Below are 24281 nucleotides of genomic sequence, written 5' to 3'. Positions count from 1 at the left end.
TTTTCCTGGCGACCCACGTCACTTGCTTGAATGCCCATTCGACGGTGACCTTGCCATGGCCCTTGTGAATCCGCTGAGCGTTGAATCCCCAGGCACTGGCGTCATGCTGGGCATCGACGAGATTGCCGCACGGCGGATGCTGTTCCAGGCATTGCATGTCGAGGGGCAGGAGTCCGGGGCCGTGGATGCGCAGGCCATGGAGGCGGCCCGCCAGGACCGCCTGGCGTTCTGGCTGTCGGCCCAGGTGCATGCCTTGTACCTGGACCCACCGGGTTGCGAGCGCCCCCCGGTTCCCAACCACGAGCCAGCGTGTGCCGGGCATGACCGTTGTCGGTATTGCCAGCAGGAATTCGATCTGTTGCACAAGCGTGCGGCGTTGCTGGTCCTGGGCCGGAGCGGCCTGCTCGAGAGCTGAGCCCGAGCGGTTCTGGTGCTGGGCGCCACGGCCCGGCACCGGTCGCGGGTCAGCGACGGGCGAAGGTGTCGGGGCGGTTGCCCGAGACTTTGCGGCAATGCACCAGGGCATCGCGAATCATGAAGTTCACCAGGGTCGGCGAAACGCCCAGTTCCTTGGCGATATCTTTCTGTGGGACACCATGCAAGCGATACATCTCGAAGGCATAGCGAGTGCGCGAGGGCAGCTCGGTCAATGCTTCGGCAATGTTTTCCAAGGTGGAGAAGTTCATGTGGGAAGTTTCAGGTGAGGCGCCATGGACGACGACGTTCAAGCCTTCCTCTTCGGTGCCCGAGTACTTCTGCTCCAGCGCCTGCTTGCGATAGTGATCGATGGCCAGGTTGCGCACGATCTGGAACAGATAGCTGAGCTGGGCCTTGAACGATGAGGTGATCTGCGGTGCCGATTGCAGCCGGAAGAAAGCGTCCTGGACGACGTCCTCGGCCCTGGACCGGCAGCCGGTGATGCGTGCTGCAATCTTGACCAGGATCAGGCGGTTATCGACAAAAGCCTGGAGTAACGGTGAATCGCACCTGCTTGTGGATACTTGTTCCGTCATGGAAATCACCTTGTTGCAAAGAGGGTAGTGGGACTACTGCGGGGTCAGATTCGTCCTACACATCGAGCGACAAATTAGGCTGAATGATAATGATTGTCAATTGAGAAAAAGAACTAATGCTCTCCTGATTTACAGATTGCGAACGGGCGCGCATTGGCGGTCCTGAGCAGGGCTTGCCAGGCAGCATGCCGCAGGGTCTGTTCCCGTTTGGTGACAGCGCGCGACGAAGCCGTGCAAGCCCCGGGGCAGACGCCCGCCGGCAAACGGCGCCAGCAGCTAATTATTTTCAGGCGTCATACGTTCCCATTGGAGAAAGATTCCGGGTAGCAGACCCGGCCACGGCGCCCTCCGAATGCCCGCGGCCCACGCATGACCTTTCGATCCGTCGATGGTCAACAGGGCACGGCAGCGCAGGGCCCGATCTCCATTGCATGCACAATCCTGGCAGGAAACCCCATGACGGACGCGTTCGAACTCCCCAGCACCCTGGCCCAAGCCCTTCAACGCCGGGCGGTCCTGGCCCCTGATCAAGTGGCGCTGCGCTTTCTCGCCGAAGAACAGGAGCAGAGCGTGGTCCTCAGCTACCGGGACCTGGACCTGCGGGCGCGCACCATCGCCGCGGCCTTGCAGGCCAATGCCGAGTTCGGCGACCGGGCGGTGCTGCTGTTCCCCAGTGGCCCGGACTACGTCGCGGCGTTTTTCGGCTGCCTGTATGCCGGGGTGATCGCGGTGCCGGCCTACCCGCCAGAGTCGGCCCGGCGCCATCACCAGGAACGGCTGATCTCGATCATGGCCGACGCCGAGCCACGGCTGCTGCTGACCAGCGCCGGGCTGCGTGAGGCGCTGTTGCAAATGGACGAGCTCAAGGCCGAGGGTGCACCGCAACTGTTGTGCGTCGATACCCTGGACAGCGCCCTGGCCGAGGGCTGGCAGAGCGTCGAGCTGGCGGACGATGACATCGCCTTCTTGCAATACACCTCCGGCTCCACGGCCTTGCCCAAGGGCGTGCAAGTCAGCCACGGCAACCTGGTGGCCAACGAGATGCTGATCCGCCGTGGCTTCGGCATCGACCTCAATCCGGACGACGTGATCGTCAGCTGGTTGCCGCTGTACCACGACATGGGCCTGATCGGCGGTCTGCTGCAACCGATCTTCAGTGGCGTGCCCTGCGTGCTCATGTCCCCGGCCTACTTCCTGGCCCGGCCCCTGCGTTGGCTGGAAGCCATCAGCGAATACGGCGGCACCATCAGTGGCGGCCCGGACTTCGCCTACCGCCTGTGCAGCGAACGGGTCAGTGAGTCGGCCCTGGAGCGCCTCGACCTGAGCGGCTGGCGCGTGGCCTATTCCGGTTCGGAGCCGATCCGCCTGGACACCCTGGAGCGCTTTGCCGAGAAGTTCGGTGCCTGCGGTTTCAGTGCCGATAACTTCCTGGCGTCCTATGGCCTGGCCGAAGCCACACTGTTCGTCGCCGGTGGCGTGCGCGGCCAGGGCATCCCGGCCTTGCACCTGGACGAGCAGGCCCTGGCGCAGAACCGTGCCGAACCGGGGCAGGGCAGCGCGATGATGAGCTGCGGCTTCAGCCAGCCGGAACACGCGGTGCTGTTGATGGATCCGCAGCAGCTTCACGAGCTGCCGGACAATCGCATCGGCGAGGTCTGGGCCGCCGGACCGAGCATCGCCCATGGCTACTGGCGCAATCCCGAAGCGACCGCCAAGACCTTCGTCCAGCACGCCGGCCGTACCTGGTTGCGCACCGGCGACCTGGGTTTCATGCGCGATGGCCAGCTGTACATCACCGGGCGCCTGAAGGACCTGCTGATCGTGCGTGGGCACAACCTGTATCCCCAGGACATCGAGAAGACCATCGAGCGCGAAGTGGAAGTGGTGCGCAAAGGCCGGGTGGCGGCCTTCGCCGTCACCGACCAGGGCCAGGAAGGCATTGGCATCGCCGCGGAAATCAGCCGCAGCGTGCAGAAGATCCTGCCGCCCGAGGCGCTGATCAAGGCCATTCGCCAGGCGGTCGCCGAGGCCTGCCAGGAAGCGCCCAGCGTGGTGGTACTGCTCAACCCCGGGGCCTTGCCCAAGACTTCCAGCGGCAAGCTGCAACGCTCGGCCTGCCGTACCCGCCTGGCCGATGGCAGCCTGGACTACTACGCGCTGTTCCCGGATGCCTCGACGCCGAGCCAGGACGCCACCGGCGAAGCTCCAGGCAATGAGTTGCAGGCCCTGATCGGGCGTATCTGGCAGGAGCAATTGCAATGCGCTGCGGTGGCTGCCGACGATCACTTCTTCCTGCTGGGCGGCAACTCCATCGCCGCCACCCAGGTCATGGCCCGCCTGAGCCAGGAGCTGGGCCTGGAACTGGGGCTGCGCCTGTTGTTCGAGGCCCCGACCCTGACGGCGTTCAGTGCCCAGGTCGCGCGCTTGCAGCAGGACGGTGGCACTGCCCAGGGTGCGATCAACGCCCTGTCGCGCCAGCAGCCGTTGCCGCAATCCCTGGCCCAGAACCGCCTGTGGATCACCTGGCAGCTGGACCCATGCAGCAGCGCCTACAACATTCCCGGTGGCCTGCGCTTGCGTGGCGAACTGGACGAGGACGCCCTGCGCGCCAGCTTCCAGCAACTGCTCCAGCGCCACGAAGCCCTGCGCACGCGTTTCTTCGAGCGGGATGGCCAAGCCCTGCAACAAGTGGATGAGCCCTGCGAATTCAACCTGCAACTGATCGATATCAGCGACTTGCCACCGGCCGAACGCGAAGCCCGGGCCCGGCAGATCCGCGAGGATGAGGCCCACACCCAGTTCGACCTGGAGAAGGGGCCCCTGTACTGGGCGACCCTGGTGCGCCTGGATGATGAAGAACATCAACTGTTGCTGACCCTGCACCACATCATTGCCGACGGCTGGTCGCTGAACCTGCTGATCGACGAGTTCTCGCGCCTGTATGCGGCCTTCGCCCAAGGCCAGGCCCTGGAGCTGGCGCCACTGGCCCTGCAATACGCCGACTATGGCAGTTGGCAGCGCCAATGGCTGGCCCAGGGCGAAGGCCAGCGCCAGCTGGATTACTGGAAGCAGCAGCTGGCCGATGAAGCCCCAGCCCTGAGCCTGGCCACCGATCATCCACGCTCGGCCCAGGTCCGGCACAGCGCCGCGCGCCACGGCCAGCGCTTGAGCGCGAGCCTCAGCGAGGCCGTGCGCCAGGCGGCCCAGGCCCAGCAGGTGACGCCATTCATGCTGCTGCTGGCAGCCTTCCAGACCCTGCTGTACCGCTACACCGGCCAGGGCGATATCCGCGTCGGGGTGCCCAATGCCAACCGCCCGCGCCTGGAAACCCAGGGCCTGCTGGGCTTCTTCATCAACACCCAGGTCTTGCGCGGCCAGTTGCATGGGCGCCAGTCCTTCGCCGAGTTGCTGCAACAGGTTCGCCAGGCTGCCCTGGGCGCCCAGGCCAACCAGGACCTGCCGTTCGAACAACTGCTGGAAGCCTTCCCCGAGGCCCGCGAGCAAGGCCTGTTCCAGGTCATGTTCAACCACCAGCAACGCGACCTCAGTGCCCTGCGTCGCCTGCCCGGGTTGCTGGCCGAAGAGCTGCCGTGGCACAGCCGCGAAGCCAAGTTCGACCTGCAACTGCACACCGAGGAAGATCGCAACGGACGCCTGAGCCTGGCCTTCGACTATGCCGACGAGCTGTTCGAAGCGGCGACCATCGAGCGCCTGGCCGGACACTTCATCAGCCTGTTGGAACACGCCTGCCAGCAACCTGAGGCGGCCCTGGGCGACCTGCCGCTCTTGAGCCAGGCACAGGCCGAGCAGCTGCAACAGTGGAGCGTGGCCCCCTGTGCGCCGGCCGAGCGCTGGCTGCCGGAACGGCTGCATGAACAATGGCAGCTGACCCCGGAACGCACCGCGCTGGTGTGGGAGGGTGGCCAGTTGAGTTTTGCCGAGCTGCATACCCAGGCCAACCGCCTGGCCCACTACCTGCGGGACAAGGGCGTCGGCCCCGACGTGTGCGTGGCCATCGCCGCCGAGCGTTCGTCGCAACTGCTGATCGGCCTGCTGGCCATCGTCAAGGCCGGCGGCGCCTATGTACCCCTGGACCCGGACTACCCCGCCGAGCGCCTGGCCTACATGCTCGGCGACAGCGGTGTCGAGCTGCTGCTGACCCAGACCCACCTGCTCGAGCGCATGCCGGTCACTGCTGGTGTCAGCGCCATCGCCATGGACAGCCTCAAGCTCGACAACTGGCCGAGCCAGGCCCCGGGCCTGCACCTGCATGGCGACAACCTGGCCTATGTGATCTACACCTCCGGTTCCACCGGCCAACCCAAGGGCGTCGGCAACACCCACGCCGCGCTGATGGAGCGCCTGCAATGGATGCAGGACAGCTACCAGTTGCAGGCTGATGACGTGCTGATGCAAAAAGCCCCGATCAGCTTCGACGTATCGGTATGGGAATGCTTCTGGCCGCTGATCACCGGCTGCCGCTTGCTCATTGCCGCTCCCGGCGAGCATCGCGATCCGCACCGTATCGCCCAGCTGGTGCAGGAGCACGGCGTGACCACGCTGCACTTCGTCCCACCGCTGTTGCAGCTGTTCGTCGACGAGCCGCTCAGCGCCCGCTGCCATAGCCTGCGCCGGGTATTCTCCGGTGGCGAAGCCTTGCCCGCCGAGTTGCGCAACCGCCTGCTGGAGCAACTGCCGGGCGTGCAACTGCACAACCGCTATGGCCCGACCGAAACCGCGATCAACGTCACCCACTGGCGCTGCGCGAAGGCTGACGGCGAGCGTTCGCCCATCGGTCGTCCCTTGGGGAATGTGATCTGCCGTGTGCTGGACGCCGAACTCAACGTGCTGCCGGCTGGAGTGCCCGGCGAGCTGTGCATCAGCGGCCAGGGCCTGGCCCGGGGTTACCTGGGGCGTGCGGCCCTGACTGCCGAACGCTTTGTGGTGGACCCGTTGAGCGAGGAGGGCGCGCGCCTGTACCGCACCGGTGACCGGGTGCGCTGGTGCGCCGATGGGGTGCTGGAATACCTCGGTCGCCTCGACCAGCAGGTCAAGCTGCGGGGCTTCCGGGTCGAGCCCCAGGAGATCGAAGCGCGCCTGCTCGCCCAGGACGGCGTGGCCCAGGCCGCGGTGCTGGTGCGCGAAACCCAGGCCGGCGCGCAGTTGATCGGCTACTACACGGCCCATGCCGACGAAGAAGATGAACAACAGCAGAGCGCGCGCCTGAAAACCGCCCTGGCCGCCGAGCTGCCCGAATACATGGTACCGGCGCAGCTGGTGCGCCTTGAGTCCATGCCCCTGAGCCCCAGTGGCAAGCTGGATCGTCGGGCACTGCCCGAGCCGCAATGGCAGGTGCGCGAGCATGTGGAGCCCGGCACCGAGCTGGAGCAGCAGATCGCGGCTATCTGGCGCGAGGTGCTGGGCCAGCCGCGCATCGGCCTGACGGACGATTTCTTCGCCCTGGGCGGCCATTCGTTGCTGGCCACCCAGATCATTTCCCGCACTCGCCAGGCCTGCGACGTGGAGTTGCCCCTGCGCGTGCTGTTCGAAGCCAGCGAGCTGGGGGCCTTTGCCGAACAAGTGCGACTGATCCAGGAGACCGGGGCGCACAACCAGCAGCCGCCGATCGCCCAGGTCGATCGCAGCCAACCGGTGCCGCTGTCCTATTCCCAGCAGCGCATGTGGTTCCTCTGGCAGATGGAGCCGGACAGCCCGGCCTATAACGTCGGCGGTATGGCGCGGCTGAGCGGTGTGCTGGATGTCGGGCGTTTCGAGGCGGCCTTGCAAGCGCTGATCCTGCGCCACGAAACCCTGCGCACCACCTTCCCCAGCGTCAACGGCGTGGCCCGCCAGCAGGTGCATGCCGATACCGGCCTGCGCATGGCCTGGAAGGATTTCTCGGCCCTGGCCCCCGAGGCGCGGCAACAGCGCCTGCAGCAGCTGGCGGACAGCGAGGCGCACCAGCCCTTCGACCTGGAAACCGGCCCTTTGCTGCGGGCCTGCCTGGTCAAGGCCGGCGATCAGGAACACTACTTCGTCCTGACCCTGCACCACATCGTGACCGAAGGCTGGGCCATGGACATCTTCGCCCGTGAGTTGGGAGCGCTGTACGAAGCCTTCCTCGACGATCGCGATTCGCCCCTGGAACCGCTGCCGGTGCAGTACCTGGACTACAGCGTGTGGCAGCGCCAATGGCTGGAATCCGGCGAGCGCCAGCGCCAGCTGGACTACTGGACAGAACAACTGGGCCGTGAGCATCCATTGCTGGAGCTGCCCAGCGACCGGCCACGGCCGGCGGTGCAGAGCCACCAGGGCGAGCTCTATCGCTTCGACCTTGGCGACGCACTGGCGGCCCGGGTCCGGGCCTTCAATGCCGAGCACGGCCTGACCCTGTTCATGACCATGACCGCCGCCCTGTCGGTGCTGCTGTATCGCTACAGCGGCCAGACCGACCTGCGCATCGGCGCGCCAGTGGCCAACCGCATCCGCCCGGAAAGCGAAGGCCTGATCGGCGCCTTCCTCAATACCCAGGTGCTGCGCTGCCAGCTGGATGGACAGATGAGCGTCGGCCAGTTGCTGGAGCAGGTACGCCAGACGGTGATCGAGGGCCAGTCCCACCAGGACCTGCCGTTCGACCATCTGGTGGAAGCCCTGCAACCACCGCGCAGCGCCGCCTACAACCCGCTGTTCCAGGTGATGTGCAACGTCCAGCGCTGGGAGTTCCAGCAGAGCCGGCAACTGGCGGGCATGACCGTGGAGTACCTGGTCAACGATGCCCGGGCCACCAAGTTCGACCTCAACCTGGAAGTCACCGACCTGGATCAGCGCCTGGGCTGCTGCCTGACCTACAGCACTGACCTGTTCGACGAGCCGCGCATCGCGCGCATGGCTGCCCACTGGCGCAACCTGCTGGAGGCGTTGCTGGGCGACCCGACGCAGCGTCTGTGTGAACTGCCATTGCTGCAGCCGGACGAGCAGCGTCAGCTGCTCGATAGCCTGGATAGCGAAGCCGGCGAGCAGCGCCTGGACCAATGCATCCAGCAGTTGTTCAGCCAGCAGGCGCGGGCACGCCAGGATGCCCCGGCACTGACCTTCGCCGGCCAGACCCTGAGCTACAGCGAGCTGGACAGCCGCGCCAATCGCCTGGCCTGGATGCTCCGCGAACGTGGGGTGGGCCCGCAGGTGCGGGTCGGCCTGGCGCTGGAGCGCTCGCTGGAGATGGTGATCGGCCTGCTGGCGATCCTCAAGGCCGGCGGCGCCTATGTGCCGCTGGACCCGGAATACCCCCTGGATCGCCTGCACTACATAATCGAGGACAGCGGCATCGGCCTGCTGCTCAGCGATGCGCGGATGTTCCAGGCCCTCGGCGAACTGCCGGCAGGCGTGGCGCGCTGGTGCCTGGAGGAGGACGGCGCGCTGCTGGCCGACTACCCGGCCAGCGAATTGCCCTTGGTCAGCCTGCCGCAACACCAGGCCTACCTGATCTACACCTCCGGTTCCACCGGCCTGCCCAAGGGCGTGGTGGTGTCCCATGGGGAAATTGCCATGCATTGCCAGGCGGTGATCCGCCGGTTCGGCATGCGTGCCGACGATTGCGAACTGCACTTCTATTCCATCAATTTCGATGCCGCTACCGAGCGCTTGCTGGTGCCGCTGCTCAGCGGTGCCCAGGTAGTGTTGCGGGCCCAGGGCCAGTGGGACGCCGAGGAAATCTGCCAGCTGATCCGCCAGCATCGGGTCAGCATCCTGGGCTTCACCCCCAGCTATGGCAGCCAACTGGCCCAGCACCTGGCGACCCAGCAGCAAACCCTGGCGGTACGCATGTGCATTACCGGTGGCGAAGCTTTGACCGGCGAGCACCTGCAACGCATTCGCGCGGCCTTCCAGCCGAGCCTGTTCTTCAATGCCTACGGTCCGACCGAAACCGTGGTCATGCCATTGGCCAGCCTGGCGCCGGAGCAGTTGGCCGAAGGCGTGGCCAGCGTGCCCATCGGCAGCATCGTCGGCGCGCGGGTGGCCTATATCCTCGATGCCGACCTGGCGCTGGTGCCCCAAGGCGCGACCGGTGAGTTGTATGTCGGCGGCGCGGGCCTGGCCCAGGGCTACCATCGTCGCCCGGGCCTCAGTGCCGAGCGTTTCGTCGCCGACCCGTTCAGCGGCGCTGGCGGTCGCCTGTATCGCACCGGCGACCTGGTGCGCCAGTGCGCCGACGGCCAGGTGGAATACATCGGCCGGGTCGACCATCAGGTGAAGATCCGCGGCTTCCGTATCGAGCTGGGGGAAATCGAATCCCGCTTGCTGGATCATCCTGCGGTACGCGAAGCGGTGGTGCTGGCCCTGGATGCGCCATCGGGCAAGCAACTGGCGGGTTACCTGGTGACCGAGGTCGCGGGACACAACGAGGTGGCGCAGGCCAATCTGCGCGAAGCCCTCAAGCAGCAATTGAAGACCCAGTTGCCGGACTACATGGTGCCGACTCACCTGATCCTGCTGTCCAGCATGCCGCTGACCGCCAACGGCAAGCTCGATCGCCGGGCCTTGCCGGTGCCGGATCCGGAGCTCAATCGCCAGCAGTACGTGGCCCCGAGCAACGAGCTGGAGCAGAGCCTGGCGCGTATCTGGTGCGATGTGCTGAACGTGCAGCAGGTCGGCCTCAACGACAACTTCTTCGAACTGGGCGGCGATTCGATCCTGTCGATCCAGGTGGTCAGCCGTGCGCGCCAGTTGGGCATCCATTTCACCCCGCGTGACCTGTTCCAGCACCAGACCGTGCAAACCCTGGCGCGGGTGGCCAGCCGCAGCCAGCGCATCAGCGCCGAGCAAGGACTGCTCAGCGGCGAGGCGCCGTTGACCCCGATCCAGCATTGGTTCTTCGATAGCCGCATCCCGCAGCCGCAACACTGGAACCAGGCGCTGCTGCTGGAGCCGGTGGCGCCCCTGGATGCCCAGCGCCTGGAGCAGGCACTGCTGGCGGTGGTGGAACAACACGACGCCCTGCGCCTGCGCTTCAACCAGGGCAACGAACAATGGCGCGCCGAGTACTTGCCGCTGTCCGATGCGCCGTTGCTGTGGCAGGTACGGGTGCCGTCCATGACCACCTGCGAGACCTTGTTCGCCGATGCCCAGCGCAGCCTCGACCTGGAGCATGGGCCGCTGCTGCGTGCGGTGCTGGTGGACGGTCCGGAGGGTGAGCAACGGCTGCTGCTGGCCATCCACCATCTGGTGGTGGACGGCGTGTCCTGGCGGGTGCTGCTGGAGGATCTGCAGAACGTCTATCGCCAGCTGGAGGCCGGCCAGGCCGTGCAGTTGCCGGCCAAGACCAGTGCCCTGCGCGACTGGTCGAGCCGCTTGCAGGCCTACGCGGGCAGTGAGTCGCTGCGCGAGGAACTGGCCTGGTGGCAACAGCAACTGGCCGGCCCGGCAGCGCAAATGCCAGGGTTGCAGCCGGACGGTGGCCAGCAACACCAGCATGCCCGCAGCCACAGCGTGACCCTGGATGCCGAGCGCACCCGTCAACTGCTGCAACAGGCCCCGGCGGCCTATCGCACCCAGGTCAACGACCTGCTGCTCACCGCCCTGGCCCGGGTGCTGTGCCGCTGGAGCGGACAGCCTTCGGCACTGGTGCAACTGGAAGGCCACGGCCGCGAGGCATTGTTCGACGAGATCGACCTGACCCGCACCGTGGGCTGGTTCACCAGCGCCTATCCGCTGCGCCTGACGCCGTTGCAGGTGGAAGAAGCCGCCGGGCAGGGCGCCTCGATCAAGGCCATCAAGGAGCAATTGCGCGGTGTGCCGCACAAGGGCCTGGGCTATGGCGTGCTGCGCTACCTGGCCGATGACGCCTGCCAAGCGGCCCTGGCGGCGCTGCCGCTGGCGCCGGTGACCTTCAACTACCTGGGGCAGTTCGACCAGAGCTTCGGTAGCGATGCGCTGCTGCGTCCGCTGGACGAGTCAGCCGGCCCGGCCCATGCCCTGGAGGCACCGCTGCCCAACGAGCTGAGCATCGACAGCCAGGTCTACGGCGGTGAACTGGTGCTGCGCTGGACCTACAGTGCCGAGCGCTTCGACTCCGAGCTGATCGCCGAGCTGGCGGCGGCCTACCTGGGTGAGCTGCAGAGCCTGATCGCCCATTGCCTGAAGGACGATGCCGGGGGCTTGACGCCGTCGGACTTCCCCCTGGCGCGCCTGACCCAGGCCCAGCTCGATGCCCTGCCAGTACCGGCGGCGCAGATCGAGGATGTCTACCCGCTGACGCCGATGCAGGAAGGCATGTTGCTGCACACCCTGCTGGAGCCGGGCACCGGCCTCTACTACATGCAGGACCGCTACCGCATCAACAGCGAACTGGACCCCGAGCGCTTCGCCCAGGCCTGGCAGGCCGTGGTGGCCCGGCATGAAGCCCTGCGCGCCTCGTTCTGCTGGAACGTGGGCGAGGACATGCTGCAGGTTATCCACAAGCCGGGCAGCACCCCCATCGAGTACCTGGACTGGAGCGATGTGCCGGAGGCCGAACAGGAGGTCGAGCAAGAAGCCAGGCTGCAAGCCCTGCACAAAGCCGAGCGCGAGGCCGGTTTCGATCTGCTCAACCAGGCACCGTTCCACCTGCGGCTGATCCGTGTCGGCGCCGCGCGCTACTGGTTCATGATGAGCAACCACCACATCCTCATCGATGCCTGGTGCCGCTCGTTGTTGATGAACGACTTCTTCGAGATCTACACCGCCCTGGGCGAAGGCCGCGAGGCGCAGTTGGCAGTACCGCCGCGCTACCGCGACTACATCGGCTGGCTGCAACATCAGAGCCTGGCCGAGGCGCGCCAGTGGTGGCGGCAGAATCTCGCGGGCTTCGAGCGCACCACGCCGATCCCCAGCGACCGGCCGTTCCTGCGCGAGCATGCCGGCGACAGCGGCGGCATGATCGTCGGCGACTGCTACACCCGGCTCGATCCACGGGACGGTGCGCAATTGCGCGAGCTGGCGCAGCAGCACCAGTTGACCGTCAACACCTTCGCCCAGGCGGCCTGGGCCCTGGTCCTGCGGCGCATGAGCGGTGACCGTGACGTGCTGTTCGGGGTCACTGTGGCCGGGCGCCCGGTGGACATGCCGCAGATGCAACGCACCGTCGGCCTGTTCATCAACAGCATCGCCCTGCGGGTCAAGTTGCCCGAGGATGGCCAGCGCTGCAGCGTGCGCCAATGGCTGGGCCAGTTGCTGGACAGCAACATGCAGCTGCGCGAGTACGAGTACCTGCCACTGGTGGCGATCCAGGAAACCAGCGAGCTGCCCAAGGGCCAGCCGCTGTTCGACAGCCTGTTCGTGTTCGAGAACGCCCCGGTGGAGGTCTCGGTACTGGACCGGGCCCAGAGCCTGAACGCCAGTTCGGACTCCGGCCGCACCCACACCAACTTCCCGATCACGGCCGTCTGCTACCCGGGGGACGACCTGGGGCTGCACCTGTCCTATGACCAGCGCTACTTCGAGCAGGCGACCATCGAGCGCATGCTGGGCGAGTTCAAGCGCCTGCTGCTGGCGCTGATGCAGGGCTTTAATGGCGACATGGCCGAGCTGCCGTTGCTGGGCGAGGAGGAGCGTGATTTCCTGCTGGCCGGTTGCAACCAGAGCCAGCACCAGTACCCGCTGGAGCGCAGCTACGTGGAGTTGTTCGAGGCCCAGGTGGCCGCGCATCCGCAGCGTATCGCCGCCAGCTGCCTGGAACAGAGCCATAGCTATGCCGAGTTGAACCTGCGCAGCAACCGCCTGGGCCATGCCCTGGTGGCCCAGGGCGTGGATTTCGACCAGCCGGTGGCCCTGCTGGCCGAGCGTGGCCTGGAGCTGTTGGGCATGATCATCGGCAGCTTCAAGGCCGGGGCCGGCTACCTGCCCCTGGACCCGGGCCTGCCGGGCCAGCGCCTGGGCCGCATCATCGAGCTCAGTCGCACGCCGATCCTGGTCTGTACCCGGGCTTGCCGTGAACAGGCCCAGGCCCTGCTGGACGAGTTCGGCTGCGCCGGTCGTCCGCGCTTGCTGGTCTGGGAAGAAGTCCAGGCCGGGGCTGGGCGCGAGGACAATCCCGGACGCTACAGCCGTGCGGACAACCTCGCCTACGTGATCTACACCTCCGGTTCCACCGGCCTGCCCAAGGGCGTGATGGTGGAGCAGCGCGGCATGCTCAACAACCAGTTGAGCAAGGTGCCGTACCTGCAACTGAGCGAGGCCGATGTGATCGCCCAGACCGCCTCCCAGAGCTTCGATATCTCGGTCTGGCAGTTCCTTGCCGCGCCGTTGTTCGGCGCTCGGGTGGACATCGTGCCCAACACCATCGCCCATGATCCCCAGGGGCTCCTGGCCCACGTCCAGGAGCAGGGCATCACCGTGCTGGAGAGCGTGCCGTCGCTGATCCAGGGCATGCTGGCCCAGGATGCCATCGCCCTGGACGGCCTGCGCTGGATGCTGCCCACCGGCGAGGCCATGCCACCGGAGCTGGCGCACCAGTGGCTGCTGCGTTATCCACAGATCGGCCTGGTCAACGCCTACGGCCCGGCGGAGTGCTCCGACGACGTGGCCTTCTTCCGCGTGGACCTGGCCTCGACCCGGGGCAGCTACCTGCCCATCGGCACGCCCACCGACAACAACCTGTTGTACCTGATGGACGAAGCCCTGGAGCTGGTGCCCCTGGGTGCGGTGGGCGAGCTGTGCGTGGCCGGTACCGGTGTCGGCCGTGGCTACGTCAGCGACCCGTTGCGCACTGTGCAAGCCTTCGTGCCCCATCCGTTCGGTGCTGCGGGTGAACGCCTGTACCGCACCGGCGACCTGGCACGCCGGCGCAGCGACGGCGTGCTGGAGTACGTCGGGCGGATCGACCATCAGGTGAAGATCCGTGGCTACCGCATCGAACTGGGCGAGATCGAAGCGCGCCTGCACGAACAACCGGAGCTGCGCGATGCCGCGGTCGGGGTGCAGGAGGGCGTCAATGGCAAGCACCTGGTGGGCTACCTGGTCGCCAGCGATTCGGGCCTGGGGCAAAGCGAACGCCTGGAGCGGATCAAGCCGCGCCTGCGCGCCGAGTTGCCGGAGTACATGGTGCCGCTGCACTGGCTGTGGCTTGCGCGCCTGCCGCTCAACGCCAACGGCAAGCTCGATCGCAAGGCCCTGCCGGCCCTGGAGATCGGCCAGTTGCAGAGCCAGGACTACCTGGCCCCGAGCAGCGAGCTGGAGCAGACCCTGGCGGACATCTGGGCCGAAGTGCTCAAGGTGGAGCGAGTGGGGGTGCGCGACAACTTCTTCGAGTTGGGCGGGCACTCGTTGCTGGCTACCCAGATCGCCTCGCGGGTACAGAAGACCCTGCAACGCAACGTGCCACTGCGGGCGATGTTCGAATGCAGCACGGTGCAGGAGCTGGCGGCCTATATCGACGGACTGGAGGCCAATGAAATCAGCGAGGAGAAGGTCGATCGCCTGAGCGACCTCATGGCCGAGCTGGAGGGCTTGTGACCCAAGGGTGACGGGGCCTTGTTCGCTGACCAGCCAGGTTCTGTTGGCCAATAGCCCCTCAAGCCCTCTGTTATGATCGCGCCCGGCCCAGGTCCAAGCACCTGCGCCGGGCGTTTTCATTCAAGGACCGGAACCATGGCAGAGCAGCTTTACTGGCACGATATCGAAGACACCCTGGACCGCTGGAGCGGCCTGGGCGTCGAGGTCGAACCCGGCGCCACGGACAAGCCGCCGCTGTACCTGCGTACCGGCGCCAATGCCCGGTTCAAGCTGATGCACCACGACACACCGCTGTTCTGGGCCACCATTGCCCGGGACCATGGCGGTGTCTGGCTGGTGCGCAAGCCACTGGCCGATGGCGCTGAATGCCGGTTGCTCGCCCCCATCGACTCACCCACCGTCGAACAGCACGCGGCATTGGCGCCCGAGCTGCGGATCAAGGCCTGGAGCCGCTATTTCGTCAGCCATCTGGGCGCCAGTGCCCGGCACTTCCTCACCCCTGGCTATTGGCTGGCCCAGGGCCTGGTACCGGAACCGTCCAGTACCGGCCACGGCCTGGACAAATGGCGCTTCACCTCGAGGGTCGACCCGTTGACCCACGTGCCCAACTGGTTCCTGTATGGCGAGGACTTTCTCGACAACCTGCAACCCCAGACCCTGGAGTGGATCGACTGGTGGCACGGGGGCGGCAAGCTCATCGGCCTGCATCGCGTCGACCCACAGGCGGGGCGGCTCAAGTGGTGGCGCAAGAAGGCTCGGGAGGGCAGCCTGCCACCGGTGCTGTTGTGGTACGTCGGCGGACTGGCGTCCTACCTGGTGATCGATGGGCACTACCGTTTGCAGGCCGCCATCGCGGAAAATCTCGCGCCGTCCTTCATCGTCCTCAGTGCTACCCGCGCGCGCGACTTCACGCCGAGCCTCGAGCATCGGCAACGGGTCATGGATTCGCTGCACAAGCGTGGCGATGCGGCGCCGCGCAACAAGGCCTTGAGTACCGAGAACCTCAACCGGGTGCTGATCCAGGCTTTCGACGATCGGCCGCACTACGTCAGCGCGACCCAGGCCTGGGCCGGCAATGAACCCCAGGAACAGTGGTGCAATGAGGTGCGCCAGTGCCTGATCGGGCAGGGGCTTGAGTGTGAGGTGGATGCAGTGATTGCCCGGCGTGGCTGACGGGGCCTCTGTTATAGTCGCGCCCGCGCGCCACAGGGGAGGGGATTAGGGACGATGGTGGAACAGGTTTTCTGGCGGGATATCGAGGATCTGGCTGGCAATTGGAGCGGCCTTGGGGTGGACGTCAGGCACCCGGCCAACGGCAAGCCGAACCTGCGCCTGCTCAGTGGCGACAACCGGCGCATGCAGTTGGTCGTCGGAGGCCAGACGCTGCTGTGGGCCACCATGTCGCGCTGTCTCTACGGGGTGTGGCTGGTGCGCAACCAGCTGCCTGGGCAACTGCCGCAAACCCTGGTCGAGCCCATCGATTCGCCCCAGGTGGAACAACATTCGCGTCTCGCCCCGCCCCTGCGGCTCAAGGCCTGGAGTCGGTTTTTCGTCCAGCAGTTGCTGCGACATCAAGCGGATTTTCTCTACCCCGGCTATTGGTTGGTGCGGGCCCTGCAGCCTGCTGCCCACCCCTATGGGCGATCACTGCCCAGCGGCATCGACCAGTGGTACTTCAAAGGCGGCGAAGATGCCCTGAGCCATATGCCGCAGTGGACCATTGACGGCCGCAACATTCTCGACAACCAACGGCCTGGCCCGGCGCGTTGGGTCGAACTCTGGGAAGGGGGCGGCGCGGTGGTTGGGCTGCGTGGCGTCGATCCGCTGGCCGGGCGCCTGAAGTGGTGGCGCAAGAAGGCCCGTGAAGGCAGCTTGCCGCCGATCCTGTTGTGGTATGTCAGCGGCCTGAACAGCTACCTGGTTCTTGACGGGCATTACCGTTTGCAGGCCGCCATCGATGAGAACCTGCCGCCGCAGTTCCTGGTGCTCAGCTCGCCGCGGGTGACGGCCTACGCCCCGAATCCGCAGGAGCAGCAGAAGGTACTGGGGGCGCTGCAGGTGCAGATCCAGCGCAAGAACCTGGAGACTGCGCGCTTGAACCAGCTGCTCATCAGCACCTTCGACGACCGGCCATATCACGGCTTCGGTAGCCAGTCGTGGGCGGGGATCGCTTCGGAACAAGTGTGGATCGATCAGGTGAGGGGTGTTCTTGAGGAACGTGGGGAGGCTGGCGAGCTGGACGCTATCCTGGCTCGCGAAGCCCCCGAGCATGATTGATCCCACTCGCCGTTGCCGAGTCCCGCAGGCGCAGCGTGTTCTGGCTGATTACTTGGGACCCAGGATCTGCGCCAGCTTGCCCGGGGCCGGGGCGCCTTGCTGTTGTTGCAGCTCGCCTTTGTCGTCCAGGTAGAAGATCGCCGGGGTGGCCGACAGCTCCAGTTCCTCCATGAGCTTCATGTTGGCGTCGAGCTTGGCCTGGATCGCTTTGGGGATGCTTTGCAGGGGTTTCAGGCTGCTGCCCTTGCCGGCCTTCTCGTGATCCTGCAGGGCCTGGCTCGGGTCCTTGGCGGCCAGCAGGGCGGCGGATTTGCCCGGGCTGTCCTCGCGGATGATGCCGACCATGATGTGCCGCAGTTGCACCTTGCCGGCCTTGACCCAGGGCCGGGCCTGTTCCCAGAACATGTTGCAGTAGGGGCAGTTGGGGTCGCTGAACAGGTAGACGATACGTGGCGCATCGGCCTTGCCGTCGGCGATCCAGTCGCTTTTCTCCAGGTTGCCCCAGACTTCCTTGGCCATCGGTGCATAGACCAGTTTCTGCAGCGGTTCGGCGCTGAGGTCCTTGCCGTCGGCGTCGTACAGGTTGCCCAGCAGCACGTGCTGGCCATCGGCGGTCAGGTACAGGGTCATGCCGCGGTTCTGGTACTGCGCGGCATAACCCTTGAGGCCAGCCGGAGCGTCGAAGCTGCCGATGATCTTGGCGCCCTTGGCTTCGATCTTGCGGATCGGCGCGGGCAGTTCCTCGGCCTGCAGCAGCGGGACATTGAGCAGTGCCGCGCCCAGGGACAGGCTCAGCAGGTGGCGGATGAAGGGCATGGGGGTTTCCTTGAGGGGGCGACCGGAGTCGGATGGATGCCGTCGAAGTTCTCCAGGGCGCGGGCCAGGCTGGCCTCCGAGAGTTCCCCGAGGTGGCTGCCCAGCAGGCGGCCGTCGGCGCTGTAGAACAGGGTGGTGGGCAGGGCCATGGAGCCCACGGCCTTGCCCAGGCGGCCACTGCCATCGAACAGTACGTTGTCCAGGTTCAGATCCTGGGTGGCCAGGAAGGTGGCGACGCTCTGCATGCTCTCGGCCTGGTTGACGAACAGGAAGGTCAGGTCCGGGCGCTGTTGCTGGGCTTTTTCCAGCACCGGCATTTCCCGTCGGCAAGGTGGGCACCAGGTGGCCCAGAGGTTGATCACCAGCGGCCCGCCCTGGTAGTCGGTGAGCTGCACGGTGTCGCCGTTGGCGTTGCGCAGGGCCACTTCCGGCAGGCGCGTGCCCTGGTCGTAGAGGCTCAGGGACAGGGTCGCCAGCAGCCAGAACGCCAGGCCGGTAGCGATCCCGGCGCCCAGGGGGCGGCGCAGGGCCGGGCGCTTCCAGCCCCAGGCCAGGGCTGCCAGGAGCATGACCAGCACCCCGGGCCAGGCCAGGAAACCGCCGTCGCGCAGGTCGATGGTCATCCACAGGTCGTCCCGGTAGTGCCTCCAGTAGGCGATGACGAAACTGACCCGGGCGGCGAGCATGCCGATCAGGAACAGCGAGAACAGCACCGACTCCGGGTTGTCACCGCCGCGCTTGGCCACGCGCCAGCCCACCAGCGTGGCCAGGGCCAGGGCGCTGATCAGCAGCAGGTGGTTGAGGGCGATGGCGAAGGTGCCGATGGTAAAGGTCAGCATCAGCGGGCTTCCAGGGTCTGGGTCCAGCGTTGCAGGAAGGTCGCGGCATCCACTTCGCCGGTGATGCGCTGGCTGCGGCGCTCGCTGCCATCCGGGCCGATCCACAGCATGCTGGGAGGTCCCGGCACCTTGTAGCGGCCGAGCAGTTCGCGGCCGTCGGCATTATCCAGGGTCACGTCCAGGCGCAGCAGGCGCACGTCCTTCAGGGCCTCGAGGACCTGGGATTGGCCGAATACGGTCTTCTCCATGATCTTGCACGACACGCACCAGTCGGCGTAGTAGTCCAGCAGCACCCACTGGCCCTGGGCCTGGGCGCTGTCCAGGGCGCCTTGCAGCTGGGCAGGGGTCTTGACCGTGGTGAAGGCGTCGTGGGCACTGGCGTTGCTGGCGGGGGCGCCGCCGCTGTAGACCTTCAGCGGGTGCAGCAGGTCGTCGCTGCCGCCGGCGGCGCCCACCAGCAGCACGCTGCCCCAGATGCCGAACAGCAACGCCCCGGCACCGAACAGGTGCAGCAGGCGCCCGGCGATCGCCCGTTGCTGCCAGGCGCAGTAGGCCAGTACCAGGGCCAGGGCACCCCACAGGCCGATCCACAGGCTGGCGTTCAGCACCGGCCGCAGCATGTAGATGGCGGTGCCGAGGAAAAGGATGCCGAACACGCCCTTGAGCAGGTTCATCCAGGGGCCGGGCTTGGGCAGGAAGCGGTTGCCCAGGGTCACCAGCAGCAACAACGGCAGGCCGATGCCCAGGCCCAGGGCGAACAGCGCCAGGCCGCCAAACAGGGCATTGCCGGTCTGGGCGATATACAGCAGGCCGCCGGCCAGGGGCGCGGTCATGCACGGGCCCACCAGCAGCGCGGACAGGGCGCCGAGGACCCCGCAGCCGATCAGGCTGCCGCCCTGGCGCTGGCGGCTGGCGCCTTCCAGGCGATCGCGCAGGAAGGCCGGCATCTGCAATTCGAAGAAACCGAACATCGGCAAGGCCAACAGCACGAACAACGCGGCGAAGCTGCCCAGGACCCAGGGTTGTTGCAGCCAGGCCTGCAGATTGCTGCCCAGCAGGGCGGCGATCACGCCCATGCCGGCGTACACCAGGGCCATGCACAGCACATAGCTGGATGCCAGGGCCAGGCCCCGGCGCGGGCTGGCGCCGCTGCCCACCACCATGCCGGCGAGGATCGGCAGCATCGGCAGCGAACAGGGAGCGAAGGCCAGCAGCAGGCCGAAGCCGAAGAACGCCAGCAGGCCCAGGCCCCAGGATTTCTGTTGCAGGTCGTTGGCCAGCAACTGGTCTTGGGCCGCTGCGGTGCTGCCCTGGGCGCTAGCGTTGGCCGCTGCGACCGGAGCTCCGCCCAGATCCACTTCCAGGGTTTGTGGTGGGTAGCACAGGCCGGCGTCGGCGCAGCCTTGCCAGCCCAGCTTGACCTTGCCCGTGGCGGTTGTCGGCAGCTTCACCTCCAGGCCCTGGCGGTACACGGTCTGGTCGCCGAAGAATTCGTCGCTATGGGCTTCGCCCGCCGGCAGGCTCGGCTGCTGCTCCGGTGGCAGGCCGTCGAACTTCAGGCGTTTCTGGTACAGGTAATAGCCGTCGGCGATCTGCCAGAACAGCTGGGTCTCGCCCGAGGGCAGGCGCTCGGAGCTGAATACGAACGCCTGGCCCACCGGCAGGAAGTCGGGCTTGACCTCGAACGGATTGTTGCCGGCTTGCGCCAGGGTGGTGAACAGCATGAACAACAGGATGAACAATCGACGCATGGTCAAGCCTTAAACCGGTGCAAGTTGCGAGCACAATGGCCGGCCCTGATTAACCGATGATTAAACCGCGCCTTGTGGCCCGGGGCGGGCGGGCATAATGTCCGCTTAATCCGCCGCTTGCTTAATCAACGCCCTTTGTACAGGACCGACCATGCACGTACTTGTCTGTGAAGATGATGAGCTGATCGCCAGCGGGATCGTCGCCGGCCTCACGGCCCAGGGCCTGACGGTCGAGCATGTGGCCACCGCTTCGGCGGCGCGGGCCATGCTCGGCGTGGCCGATTTCGACGTGATGGTACTGGATCTTGGCCTGCCGGATGAAGATGGCCTGAAACTGCTCAAGCAACAGCGCCAGCAGGGCCTGGAGATCCCTGTGCTGATCCTCACCGCCCGGGACGCGGTGACCGACCGGGTCGACGGCCTGCAGGCCGGGGCCGACGACTACCTGCTCAAGCCCTTCGACCTGCGCGAGCTGGCGGCGCGCCTGCATACCCTGTTGCGCCGGGCGGCGGGGCGCAGCGTCAACCTGATCGAGCACGGGCGCCTGACCTACGACCCCAGCACCCGCGAGACCTTGCTCGGTGGGCAGCCGGTGGACCTGTCCCGGCGCGAGCAGTCGTTGCTCCAGGCCTTGCTGCACAACCGCGGCCGGGTGCTGTCCAGCGAGCAGCTCAAGGACAGTGTCTATGGCTTCAACGACGAGCTGGAGAGCAACGCCCTGAACGTGCACATCCATCACCTGCGGCGCAAGCTCGGCAATGGCATCGTCGAGACCGTACGGGGCCTGGGCTATCGCCTGGGGCCGGCGGATGGCGAGGAGAGTCGCTAAGTGAGGAGCCTGCGCCTGCGCCTGAGCATCACCCTGGGCGCTGCCTTCATCCTGATCTGGACCCTGGCCGCGGCCTGGATGCTCAGTGATCTACGCAACCAGATGATGTTTTCCCTGGACCAGCGCCTGGTGGCTTCGGCGCGAATGGTCGCGGGCCTCTTGGAGCAGATGCCGGCATTACCGTCCCATGGCCCGCACGATCACATCGACAGTGGTGCCCTGAGCATTCCCGGCGGCATGGCTTGCCAGGTCAGCTCCCTGCGCGGACAGATACTGGCCCGTAGCCACAGCACCCCCGATCACCCGCTGGAAGCCGAGAAGCTGGGGTTCCACGACCAGATGATCGACGACGCACCCTGGCGCACCTTCACCCTGGTGCGCGGCGACCTGCGCATTACCACCGCCGACCGCCAGGTGGAGCGCGAGGCCCTGAACTTGTCGATCCTGTTGGCGGCTTCGGTGCCGGTGGGCGTGGCCCTGCTGGGGTGCCTGTGGCTGTTGTGGCTGGGGATCGGCCAGAGCCTGGCGCCGCTGAACCGCATCCGTGATGCCCTGATGCGGCGCAGCGCCGACTCCCTGGAGCCGCTGCAGATCCAGCCCATGCCCAGCGAGTTGCGCCCGCTGCTGGAAACCCAGAACCAGCTGTTCCAGCGCATTGCCCGGACCATCGAGCGCGAGCGGCGGCTGACCGGCGATGCCGCCCATGAACTGCGCAGCCCGCTGACGGCGATCAAGACCCACCTGCAAGTGGCGCGAATGACCGAGGGCGCGGCCCACGACCAGGCTCTGGCCCGGGCCGAGGAGGGCGCCGATCGCATGCATCGGACCCTGGAGCAGCTGTTGTTGCTGGCTCGCGTCGAGGGCAGCCTGTCGTTCGATGACGGTGTGCAGTGCACGGCGGAGCAGGTGGCGCGCCTGGCGATCCAGGACGCGGTCGTCGGCGCTCGCCAGCGGGTCCAGTTGAATCTGGAGCCGACAGCGGCTGGCGCTGCGGTGGATATGCCCTCGACCCTGGCCATCGCCGCCTTGCGCAACCTGCTGGACAATGCCCTGCGCCATACGCCCGAAGAATGTCCGGTGGAGCTGAACCTGGAGCTGGTCGCCGGCCGTGTGCGTTTCCAGGTACGGGACCACGGCCCGGGGATTCCCGAGGCAGATCTGCAACACCTGACCCAACGCTTCTGGCGTGACAGCCAGAGCAGTGGTTGCGGCCTGGGGCTGGCGATCGTCCAGGCCATCGTCCAGCGCTGTGGCTGCGAGCTGCATTTCGACAGCCAGCCCGATGGCCTGCGGGTGGAACTGACCCTGCCTGCCCGGCCCGCTTGAGCCGCCCTGGCCCGGGACGGGCCTTTGGGCAATTTCCCCGATCCAAGGTGTAAATCCCGACGCTGCTGGTGCGTTTTCAGAACAGGAAAACCTGTCAATGCGCACCCCCTCTCGGCTGCGCATCCGGCCGGTGGCCGTTTTGCTCAAATTGCAGCGTGAGGGTTCCACAGATGTCAGCCGTTACCAGCCTTATGGAAGATCAGCCGGTGGGGCTTGCCGCCCCGGTGGCCGAGACGCTCTACCAGTTCGACGAGTCGCCTCTGCTGGCTCGCCAGAATCGCCAGGAGTCCAATGCCCGCAGTTATCCGCGGCGCATCCCCCTGGCCCTCAAGCGCGCCAGTGGTATCCACGTCGAGGATGTCGAGGGACGGCGCTTCATCGATTGCCTGGCCGGTGCCGGGACCCTGGCCCTGGGCCACAACCATCCGGTGGTGATCGCGGCGATCCAGCAGGTACTGGCCGATGAACTGCCGCTGCTGACCCTGGACCTGACCACGCCGGTCAAGGACCAGTTCGTCCAGGACCTGTTCGGCCTGTTGCCCGAGGCCCTGGCCGCCGAGGCCAAGATCCAGTTCTGCGGCCCCACCGGCACCGATGCGGTGGAAGCGGCCCTGAAGCTGACCCGGACCGCCACCGGGCGCAGCACAGTGCTGTCGTTCCAGGGTGCCTACCATGGTATGAGCCAGGGTTCGCTGAGCCTGATGGGCAGCCTGGGACCCAAGCGGGCGTTGGCCGGGCTGTTGAACAACGGCGTGCAGTTCCTGCCGTTCCCCTATGACTATCGTTGCCCGTTCGGGCTCGGTGGCGCCGCCGGGGTCAAGGCCAACCTGAACTACCTGGAGAACCTGCTCTGCGATCCGGAAGCCGGCGTGGCGTTGCCGGCAGCGGTGATCGTGGAGACGGTACAGGGCGAGGGGGGCGTGATCCCGGCCGACCTGGAATGGCTGCGCGGGCTGCGCCGTATCACCGAGAAGGCCGGGGTGGCGCTGATCGTCGACGAGATCCAGAGCGGTTTCGGACGCACCGGCAAGATGTTCGCCTTCGAGCATGCCGGGATCATCCCGGATGTGGTGGTGCTGTCCAAGGCCATCGGTGGCAGCTTGCCGCTGGCGGTGATGGTCTATCGCGACTGGCTCGATACCTGGCAGCCCGGCGCCCATGCCGGCACCTTCCGTGGCAACCAGATGGCCATGGCCGCAGGTTCCGCGGTGATGCGCTATCTCAAGGAACACCGGGTGACCGAACATGCGGCAGCCATGGGCGAGCGCCTGCGCGAGCACCTGCTGATCCTGCAGCGCGACTACCCGCAACTGGGCGACGTTCGTGGCCGGGGCCTGATGCTGGGGGTGGAACTGGTGGACCCGCAAGGTACGCCGGACGCCCTGGGGCATCCGCCGCAACATCAACGTCTGGCGCCGCTGGTGCAGCGCGAGTGCCTCAAGCGCGGGCTGATCCTGGAGCTGGGCGGGCGCCATGGCAGCGTGGTGCGCTTCCTGCCGCCGCTGGTGATCACCGCGGCGCAGATCGACCAGGTGGCGGAGATCTTCAGCAAGGCGGTGGCCGCCGCCGTGGCCGGCCTCTAATTTTTCGCGGCCCTGGTTCGTTACTTCTACACCATCGCCGCGCCTGGGCGCGGCGACACTCATTCAGTGATGGAGACAAGCAATGACTTCCGTATTCGACCGCGACGACATCCTGTTCCAGGTAGTGGTCAACCATGAAGAGCAATACTCGATCTGGCCTGACTACAAGGCTGTGCCGCAAGGCTGGCGCACCGTGGGCAAGAGCGGCTTCAAGAAAGACTGCCTGGCCTATATCGAGGAAGTGTGGACCGACATGCGCCCCTTGAGCCTGCGCCAGAAGATGGATCAGCAAGCGGTTGCCGGTTAAGCCGTCGCTGCCATGAAAAAGCCCGCTGGACGTTCGGTCCAGCGGGCTTTTT

The 24281-nt window shown here is 66.4% G+C and carries 12 protein-coding genes; 8 read left to right on the top strand and 4 right to left on the bottom strand.

Features of this window, described 5'->3' with window-relative positions; all coding sequences use genetic code 11:
- Nucleotides 1-55 precede the first annotated feature (55 nt).
- Complete coding sequence (locus CAG11_RS13220) at nt 56-415, top strand: pyoverdine biosynthesis protein (protein ID WP_085596694.1); 360 nt, start codon at nt 56-58, stop codon at nt 413-415.
- A 49-nt stretch (nt 416-464) separates the two neighbouring features.
- On the opposite strand, the gene CAG11_RS13215 is transcribed toward CAG11_RS13220, so the two are convergent.
- Nucleotides 465-1013: an RNA polymerase factor sigma-70 gene (locus CAG11_RS13215; protein ID WP_022639980.1), complete on the bottom strand. Its 549-nt coding sequence runs from the start codon at nt 1011-1013 to the stop codon at nt 465-467.
- A gap of 456 nt (nt 1014-1469) precedes the next feature.
- Here CAG11_RS13215 and CAG11_RS13210 point away from each other — a divergent pair, with 456 nt between their 5' ends.
- From CAG11_RS13210 to CAG11_RS13200, 3 genes are all read left to right on the top strand, one after another.
- On the top strand, nt 1470-14501 hold the full coding sequence (locus tag CAG11_RS13210; RefSeq protein WP_085596693.1) for a non-ribosomal peptide synthetase: 13032 nt from the start codon (nt 1470-1472) through the stop codon (nt 14499-14501).
- A gap of 135 nt (nt 14502-14636) precedes the next feature.
- Nucleotides 14637-15674, top strand: coding sequence for a hypothetical protein (locus CAG11_RS13205; protein ID WP_085596692.1), 1038 nt, complete (start codon nt 14637-14639; stop codon nt 15672-15674).
- A gap of 54 nt (nt 15675-15728) precedes the next feature.
- Nucleotides 15729-16778: a hypothetical protein gene (locus CAG11_RS13200; protein ID WP_085596691.1), complete on the top strand. Its 1050-nt coding sequence runs from the start codon at nt 15729-15731 to the stop codon at nt 16776-16778.
- 48 nt (nt 16779-16826) lie between these two features.
- Here the strand turns inward: CAG11_RS13200 and dsbG are convergent, their stop codons facing one another.
- From dsbG to dsbD, 3 genes are read right to left on the bottom strand one after another with little or no spacing between them, the layout of a single operon-like run.
- Nucleotides 16827-17594, bottom strand: coding sequence for a thiol:disulfide interchange protein DsbG (gene dsbG, locus CAG11_RS13195; protein WP_085596690.1), 768 nt, complete (start codon nt 17592-17594; stop codon nt 16827-16829).
- On the bottom strand, nt 17570-18433 hold the full coding sequence (locus CAG11_RS13190; protein WP_085596689.1) for a TlpA disulfide reductase family protein: 864 nt from the start codon (nt 18431-18433) through the stop codon (nt 17570-17572). The genes dsbG and CAG11_RS13190 overlap by 25 nt, the downstream gene beginning before the upstream one ends.
- Nucleotides 18433-20184 (bottom strand): protein-disulfide reductase DsbD, encoded by a 1752-nt coding sequence (gene dsbD, locus CAG11_RS13185; protein ID WP_085596688.1) that lies wholly within the window; start codon nt 20182-20184, stop codon nt 18433-18435. Before dsbD ends, CAG11_RS13190 begins: the two co-directional genes overlap by 1 nt.
- A gap of 151 nt (nt 20185-20335) precedes the next feature.
- Here dsbD and CAG11_RS13180 point away from each other — a divergent pair, with 151 nt between their 5' ends.
- From CAG11_RS13180 to CAG11_RS13165, 4 genes are all read left to right on the top strand, one after another.
- On the top strand, nt 20336-21013 hold the full coding sequence (locus CAG11_RS13180) for a response regulator (RefSeq protein ID WP_022639968.1): 678 nt from the start codon (nt 20336-20338) through the stop codon (nt 21011-21013).
- Entirely contained in the window at nt 21014-22339 is a 1326-nt protein-coding gene (locus CAG11_RS13175; RefSeq protein ID WP_085596687.1) for an ATP-binding protein, read from the top strand.
- A 170-nt stretch (nt 22340-22509) separates the two neighbouring features.
- Nucleotides 22510-23922: an aspartate aminotransferase family protein gene (locus CAG11_RS13170; RefSeq protein WP_085596686.1), complete on the top strand. Its 1413-nt coding sequence runs from the start codon at nt 22510-22512 to the stop codon at nt 23920-23922.
- Between the two features lie 82 nt (nt 23923-24004).
- A complete protein-coding gene (locus CAG11_RS13165) occupies nt 24005-24229 on the top strand; it encodes an MbtH family protein (protein WP_022639965.1) in 225 nt (74 codons plus the stop codon).
- The last annotated feature ends 52 nt before the right edge of the window (nt 24230-24281 follow it).

The sequence above is a fragment of the Pseudomonas sp. B6(2017) genome (assembly GCF_002112765.1).
GTDB lineage: Bacteria > Pseudomonadota > Gammaproteobacteria > Pseudomonadales > Pseudomonadaceae > Aquipseudomonas > Aquipseudomonas piscis.
Note: the sequence above shows the minus strand (reverse complement) of the source record. Positions and strands in the feature narration are given on the sequence as shown.